At 59.8% G+C, this 5,431-nt stretch carries 5 protein-coding genes; 4 read left to right on the top strand and 1 reads right to left on the bottom strand.

Annotated elements, in window-relative coordinates; translation table 11 throughout:
- On the top strand, nt 1-346 hold a 346-nt coding region (locus ACZ9H4_RS36955; protein ID WP_476123216.1), incomplete at its 5' end, for a transposase.
- 338 nt (nt 347-684) lie between these two features.
- Here the strand turns inward: ACZ9H4_RS36955 and ACZ9H4_RS36950 are convergent.
- Entirely contained in the window at nt 685-1,599 is a 915-nt protein-coding gene (locus ACZ9H4_RS36950) for a LysR family transcriptional regulator (protein WP_476123218.1), read from the bottom strand.
- A 353-nt stretch (nt 1,600-1,952) separates the two neighbouring features.
- Between ACZ9H4_RS36950 and ACZ9H4_RS36945 the strand changes: the two genes are divergently transcribed.
- From ACZ9H4_RS36945 to ACZ9H4_RS36935, 3 genes are all read left to right on the top strand, one after another.
- On the top strand, nt 1,953-3,266 hold the full coding sequence (locus ACZ9H4_RS36945; protein ID WP_476123214.1) for a serine hydrolase domain-containing protein: 1,314 nt from the start codon (nt 1,953-1,955) through the stop codon (nt 3,264-3,266).
- Between the two features lie 49 nt (nt 3,267-3,315).
- Nucleotides 3,316-4,182 (top strand): NmrA family NAD(P)-binding protein, encoded by an 867-nt coding sequence (locus ACZ9H4_RS36940; RefSeq protein ID WP_476123212.1) that lies wholly within the window; start codon nt 3,316-3,318, stop codon nt 4,180-4,182.
- A gap of 78 nt (nt 4,183-4,260) precedes the next feature.
- Complete coding sequence (locus tag ACZ9H4_RS36935; RefSeq protein ID WP_476123210.1) at nt 4,261-5,283, top strand: aldo/keto reductase; 1,023 nt, start codon at nt 4,261-4,263, stop codon at nt 5,281-5,283.
- The last annotated feature ends 148 nt before the right edge of the window (nt 5,284-5,431 follow it).

Raw genomic sequence — 5,431 nt, 5'->3', positions numbered from 1 at the left:
TCTGCGCGTGTACTGGCCCAGCGCATGCCCGCGTTGCCATCTCAAGGAGCGATGTTCGCCCAGCGACTATCGCCGCATCCGACGATGGGAGCACGAACATGTACTGGAAGTTATGCAGCGTCGACTCGACCGGAACCCTGATGCAATGACCATCCGAAGAAGCACTGTCGAACACGTCTTCGGCACGCTGAAGCATTGGATGGGGGCCACCCACTTCCTGACCCGGACGCTGGGACGCGTGAGCACGGAAATGAGTCTTCAGGTATTGGCCTACAACCTGAAGCGCGTCACGAATATACTTGGGGTTGCCGGAATGATGAAGGCGATGAGGATGGCAGCGAGCTGAGGCCCCAAGGGGCTTCTTTGCGCTCGCGATGTTCGATTAGCGCAAGCTCGACGCATCTAACTTGATCGACCTGACCGGCAACCTCGCCCTCAGCAGCGAAAATGGAGTTTCCACACGGCCTCGGCCACAAGCGGCCGATTGAAGCATAACCACGAAAGTCGGCTGGGGCCCAGGTAACAGACGTTCTACCGGTCAGTCGGATGCACGGATGAATGCTGCGGGGCGCTGACTCTCGAATTGCGGCGTGCCAGACCGCGGATTTCAGTACGGCGCGCCAGTCGTCGTCAGCATCCTCATGGACGCGCGCGGAATCGAGCTAACGGGCGTACTTCGACTTTCTAACGCTTACTCGTCAAAGCGACGATAAAGTCAAGAAACACCCTTGTTTTGGCCGGCACGTGATGCCGTGATGGATGGTAGGCATAGAACGGGAAGCGTTCATCCGGCCAGTCTGGGAACAGGTTGACGAGCCGTCCCTCCTGGATCAGGGGCTCGGCTCCGAGCAGAAGCATCTGTGCGACGCCGGAGCCGGCCAGACACGCATTGAGAAGTGCGCTCGGATCATTCACCGTAAGTCGTCCATTCGTTTCGACAACAAGTTTTTTGCGCTTTCGATGAAATTCCCACGGATACGGCTTACCGGTTTCCGGGTTCCGGAATTCGAGACACCTGTGCGCACCGCGACCCAGTTCTTGGGGCTCCGCGGGCCGCCCCCGGCGAGCGAGGTACGAAGGAGATGCGACGGTGACAACCGCGGTGTCGAGCAGCTTTCGCGCTACCAGACTGGATGAGCGAGGTTCGCCAAATCGCAAGGCCAGATCGAAGCCGTCCATGACGAGGTCACCGAGCTGATCTCGGGCAATGAACTCGAGTTCAAGTTCAGGATGCAGATCCATGAATTCGTCGAGCTTTGCCCCCAGAACGGTTCGCAAAAAAGCCGGGTCCAGATTGATTCGCAGCTTCCCGCGCACTGTCCCAGCCCCGCCAGCCGCGGCTGCGGCCGCTTCTTCCATTCCCCTCAAGTGCGGCATGACCTGCTCGTAGAACCGTCGGCCCTCTTCGGTAAGGGAAACGGCGCGGGTCGTCCGATTGAAGAGTCGTATTTTCAGCCGCCTTTCGAGTCGAGCGATTGCCCGGCTAACTCCGGGTGGCGACATACCCATCATTTCGGATGCGGCTGCGAACGTCCCCGCATCGACGACGGCAGCAAATACGCTGATCCCGCTAGAAATATTCCCGCTGGACGATCTCATAGGCTCCGCCTTCTGGTCATTTAATGGTCGGAAGACGTTCAAGTCAAACGTCAGCATGGCACGGCTGACTCGCCGCCGCGATCCGAGGCAACACCGCCGGTTCCGATCACTCGATTCAGTACCGTGGCAAGCCCGCTATTGGCTGGCCTTTCACAGTCCGTCAAGAACGGCACTATGACTCATTAGTAACTATCCGTCATCTCACAAGTGTCATTCATGTCATTTAGTTTTTAGTCGCAGTTACCCACAATGCATCCCAACAGTACGTTTCAACTTTAACGACGCCAGGGAGCATCGCCATGCATAGCGCGTCGCACCAGCCACTGTTCATTCCAATTTCAAGGGCGTAGGAAATGACCGTTCAACTCACCCGCCGCGACCTGTTGAAGCGAGGATCCGGCCTCCTGGCCGTCGCCGCAGTAGGCGGATTGACCAACCTCGAGGCAGAGGCCGCGGAGGCGCATCAGGCGCGTAATCGCGTTCTGGTCCGCGACCCGGCCTTTGCCACGATTGACCTTTCCCTGCGGCAGGCCGTCAACAACGGCACCGTAGCCGGTGTGGTGGCGATGGGCGCCACGCAGCGCGGGCTCATCTACGAGGGCGCATTTGGCCATGCCAATCCCCAGACCGGTACGGCGATGACGCCCGACACGGTGTTCTGGCTGCTATCGATGACCAAGGCGATCACTGCAACGGCCTGTATGCAACTCATCGAGCAGGGCAGGCTCCGGCTTGACCAGCCCGCGGGCGACATTCTCCCGGAACTGAAGTCGCCTCAAGTACTGGAAGGCTTCGATGCAATGGGGCAGCCGCTGCTACGCGCGGCGCGAAACAACATCACGGTGCGCCACCTGCTGACTCACACCTCCGGCTTCACCTACAGCATCTGGAGCGAAAACATGAGCCGGTACGAAAAAGTGACCGGTATGCCGGATATTGGCTACTCGATGAATGGCGCGTTCAAGGCGCCGCTCGAGTTCGAACCCGGCGAGCGCTGGCAGTACGGTATCGGGATGGACTGGGTGGGCAAGCTTGTTGAGGCCGTGACCGATCAGTCACTGGAGGTCTATTTCCGGGAGCACATTTTCACGCCACTCGGCATGGGCAATTCGGGATTTCTGATCAGCAGCGCACAGAAGCAGCGAGTCGCGACGATGCACAACCGGCAACCCGACGGATCGCTCAAGCCAGCGCCGTTTGAGATTAACCAGCGCCCCGAGTTCTTTATGGGCGGCGGAGGCCTCTTCAGCACACCGCGCGACTACATGGCGTTCCTGCAGATGCTCGTGAACGGCGGGATGTACCGTGGCGAGCGGGTCCTGCGTGCTGACACCGTTGCGACGATGTTCCAGAACCAGATCGGAGATCTTCAGGTTACCGAAATGAAGACGGCCCAGCCGGCGTGGTCGAACAGCTTCGATCAGTTTCCTTCGACGCCTCACAAGTGGGGGGTCTCCTTCGATATAAACACACAGCCGGGTCCGCATGGCCGCAGTGCTGGCAGCATCAGTTGGGCGGGACTGCTGAACAGCTATTTCTGGGCCGATCCGGTCAGGAAGGTGGCCGGCACGCTGTTCACGCAGATCCTGCCGTTCTACGACCCCCGTGTGGTGGACCTTTACGGACAGTTTGAGCAGGGGCTGTATCACGGCTTGCAGCACGCCTGAGCACCGATCAGTGATCGGAACACATCTATCAACGCAAGGAGAAACTGCAATGTATGCAATCACCGGGATAACAGGAAAGGTCGGCGGTGCAGTGGCGCGCACGCTGCTCGCAGCGGGCCAGCCGGTACGCGGGGTTGTACGCGATGCCGCCCGGGCTCATTCGTGGGCTGAGCGCGGGTGTGAAGTCGTGACAGCCGACATGGATGACGCGGCGTCGCTTACCTCCGCTTTCGAGGGCACGCAAGGCGTCTTTATTCTGCCGCCGTCCGAGTTCGATCCGTCACCGGGCTTTCCCGAGGCGCGTGCTGTCATTGACGCCGTGCGCCAGGCGCTGCAGTCGGCGGCACCTGGCAAGGTCGTCTGCCTGTCAACGATCGGCGCGCAGGCCACCGAGATCAATCTGCTCACGCAACGTACGCTGTTGGAGCAGGCGCTTCGCGATTTACCGATGCCCGTGACATTCCTGCGTCCCGGCTGGTTCATGGAAAACGCCGCATGGGACGTTGCGCCGGCCCGGGACTCAGGGGCGATCCCGAGCTTTCTGCAACCGCTTGACAAGGCTTTGCCGATGGTGGCGACCGCGGACGTCGGTCGTGTCGCCGCACAACTGCTTCAGCAGACCTGGAGCGGCGTGCGTGTCGTCGAGCTGGAAGGGCCGCGACGTGTGAGCCCGAACGATCTGGCCGGGTTGTTGGCCCAGGTGCTCGGTCGTCCGGTTCGGGCCGAGGTGGTGCCGCGCGAAACATGGGGCGCGCTGTTCCGCTCCCAAGGTACGAAGGATCCGTTGCCGCGTATGCGCATGCTCGACGGGTTTAATGAAGGCTTCATCGCCTTCGAAGGCAATGAAGTCGATATCGTCAAGGGCGAAGTGGATCTGGAAACCGTTTTGCGAGAGCTTGTTTCGCAGGCGGGGTAATGCGGGCGCATCCGGCGACGCGTATGGGATGTCGCGTCGCCAGGTGCATTCTGCCCATCGTTCATCAAGGGATTCGCTATGGAATACAGCACACTCGGCAGGTCAGGCCTGCGCATTTCCCGCCTTTGTCTTGGCGCCATGACCTTTGGCGCAGGCAAAGGAGTTTGGGGCGAAATCGCTGGGCTAGACCGCGCCCAGGCCGCACAGCTCGTTTCGATCGCCGTCGAGCACGGTATCAACCTGATTGATACGGCTGACGCCTATTCGCAAGGGCAGTCCGAAGTGGTCGTCGGTCAGGTGTTGGCTGACCTTGGACTCGACGAGTCGCACATGCTGGTCGCAACCAAAGTTCGGCTACGCACAGGAGCCGGTCACAACGACGTCGGGCTCGGCCGCTCGCACATCATGCGGTCGGTGGAAACGAGTCTTCGGCGCATCGGCCGGGATCATATCGATCTTTTCCAACTGCACGACCGTGACGCACTCGTTCCGCTCGAAGAAACACTTCGCGCACTGGATGATCTTGTCACGCAGGGAAAGGTGAGGCACATCGGCGTGTGCAATTTTAGCGCGGGCGATCTGGAGCGCGCACGGGGAATCACAAACTGTACGCATGGAGCCCGTGTCGTCAGCAATCAGGTTCACTACGCGTTGACGAGCCGCGACGTCGAGCATGAGATCGCGTCCGTTTCCACTGCGAATGATGTTTCGCTTCTGGTGTGGAGTCCGCTCGCGGGCGGGTACTTGAGCGGCAAGTACACGCAGGGAAGCGCAGGCGAAACCGGGCGTCGAGCCAGGCTGAATTTTCCGCCGATCGATCCCGCGAAGGCCGATCCTATTGTGCGCGTATTGCACGACATCGCAACGGAATTGAATGCGTCGTCGGCTCAAGTGGCATTGGCCTGGATTCTACAGCGCCGAGAAGTCTGTTCCGTGATTGTAGGCGCGCGCACGTCCGACCAATTGACCGCCAACCTCGGCGCTCAGCAAATCACGTTCAGCGCAACGCATGCCGAAAGACTGAATCAGGTTTCGCAGCCGCAGCTTCCCTATCCGTACTGGATGCAGCGGTTTCACGACAAGGATCGAGTAGTGGTCTGATTGCTCCTAAAGCGATAATCTCGTCACTGCTACGTTACCGTCGGCTAACGGATGGCGCATTCAACCGGTGGATGCAACACACTGAAGACTGCGTAAGCAGCAGGAGTGTTGCAAATGAAACAGCGACGCCGGATTTATTACAGCGAGA

Source organism: Paraburkholderia sp. TE9906 (assembly GCF_056279605.1).
This window is presented reverse-complemented; position numbering and strand designations above follow the sequence as displayed.

Coding starts and splice junctions, on each gene's coding strand:
- ACZ9H4_RS36945 (WP_476123214.1), top strand. CDS start 1,953: ATGACCGTTCAACTCACCCGCCGCGACCTGTTGAAGCGAGGATCCGGC.
- ACZ9H4_RS36940 (WP_476123212.1), top strand. CDS start 3,316: ATGTATGCAATCACCGGGATAACAGGAAAGGTCGGCGGTGCAGTGGCG.
- ACZ9H4_RS36935 (WP_476123210.1), top strand. CDS start 4,261: ATGGAATACAGCACACTCGGCAGGTCAGGCCTGCGCATTTCCCGCCTT.
- ACZ9H4_RS36950 (WP_476123218.1), bottom strand. CDS start 1,599: ATGAGATCGTCCAGCGGGAATATTTCTAGCGGGATCAGCGTATTTGCT.